This is a genomic window from Zooshikella ganghwensis DSM 15267 (genome assembly GCF_000428585.1).
GTDB lineage: Bacteria > Pseudomonadota > Gammaproteobacteria > Pseudomonadales > Zooshikellaceae > Zooshikella > Zooshikella ganghwensis.
Map to the genome: position 1 here is coordinate 1 of NZ_AUAF01000368.1, position 1460 is coordinate 1460.

Annotated in this window: 1 protein-coding gene; it reads left to right on the top strand. The window is 39.9% G+C overall.

The window, feature by feature from the left end:
* Positions 1 to 317: 317 nt before the first annotated feature.
* Entirely contained in the window at positions 318 to 1406 is a 1089-nt protein-coding gene (gene pdxR / locus F607_RS32230) for a MocR-like pyridoxine biosynthesis transcription factor PdxR (protein ID WP_051311887.1), read from the top strand.
* Positions 1407 to 1460 lie beyond the last annotated feature (54 nt).

Here is a 1460-nt window from a genome sequence, read left to right on the forward strand (position 1 = left end):
GGTTAAGCTTAAGTATTCAAAAAGTCGCTCAAGTGTATAAACAGATGAGTGACTATGGGGCTATGGCTGCGTAAAAGTGTCTAGAGTATTGATTCTGAATGCGTGAAATAATTAAAAATTTCATTACTTAAATTATCTAGCCCTGCTTTGGCTTGATTCTCTATGTTTTTTATATATACCTTTTGGTTTTATATGAAACATCATTCACGAGATATTTTATCTTAGTAATTTAGCAAATGCGCTTAATATAGCTAGGATTTTGCTATAGGATTAGTACTATTAAAAGATCCAATATTGTAAAAAGTCAACATACCAGTATGTATAAAAAATCGCTTGCTTTCGCTATAAATCGTTCTAGTAAAAAGCCCATTTTTGAGCAGCTTTGTGAGTTTATTAGAGGACAGGCTTGTGCAGGAGAGTTTTCAGAAGGGATGAAGCTACCTTCGACGAGAAGACTTGCTGAAGAACTTGGTGTTGCTAGGTCGACTGTTATAAGTGCTTACGAGCAGTTGACTGCTGAAGGGTATATAAAGAGTCGAAGAGGTTCTGGTTACATTTTATGCTCTATAGGTTCGATAGAGTTGATTAGCGAAAAACAAAAAAACTCAGAACAAGAGTCATTGTCAAAACCCTGCCCCCCTCCCCAGATTTTGCCATTGACTCCTGGCATGCCAGATATGAGTTTATTCCCTTATCGGCAGTGGGCAAGAACAGTGGCTCGACTATCAAGAACTAAGCCAGAATCAATGTTCATAGGTTCGTGTTCGCTTGGGAATGTAAACTTAAGAGAAGCGATCGCCGCTCATGTCAGAGAATGGAGGGGAATAGATGCATCTTGGCAACAGGTAATAATCACTGCAGGAGCCACGGATGCTCTCAATATCTGTTTTCGAACATTAGCAAGAGCAGGTTGTAGTGTCGGCATAGAAGATCCCTGCTATTACCCTGTTCTAAATGCAGCTGAAAGTTTAGGGTTAAAGCCGGTATTTTTGGATATTGGCAAGGACGGTACAGAGCTTCCATCGTGCAACTCATCCCCTTCGTTGGTAATCCTGACGCCGTCTCACCAGTACCCGTTAGGTGGTGCTATGTCTCCTAAACGTCGGTTGGAATATATTAAGTGGGCAGAGACCAATAGTGCTTGGATTATTGAAGATGATTATGATAGTGAATTTCGTTATTCAGGAAGGCCTATTCCTGCACTTGCGGGCTTTGACTCACTTCGTCGAACAATATACATAGGTAGTTTTTCGAAAATATTCTCAAATACACTTCGACTCGGCTACATAGTTGCTCCAATGAACTTAGTTAATTCAATGAAAATAACAATGGAGAACTACAGCCTAAAAGCTGGACTAATGCCTCAGTGTCAACAGCAATTGAATTTTGACCCACTTTTCTGGTAATCCAGCAATTTAAAACTGACCCACCCTACGTTTGGTTTCGTTAATTGGTTATTG

Bases quoted from the DNA above. Each gene is read 5' to 3' on its own strand.
- pdxR (WP_051311887.1), top strand. From the start codon at position 318: ATGTATAAAAAATCGCTTGCTTTCGCTATAAATCGTTCTAGTAAAAAG.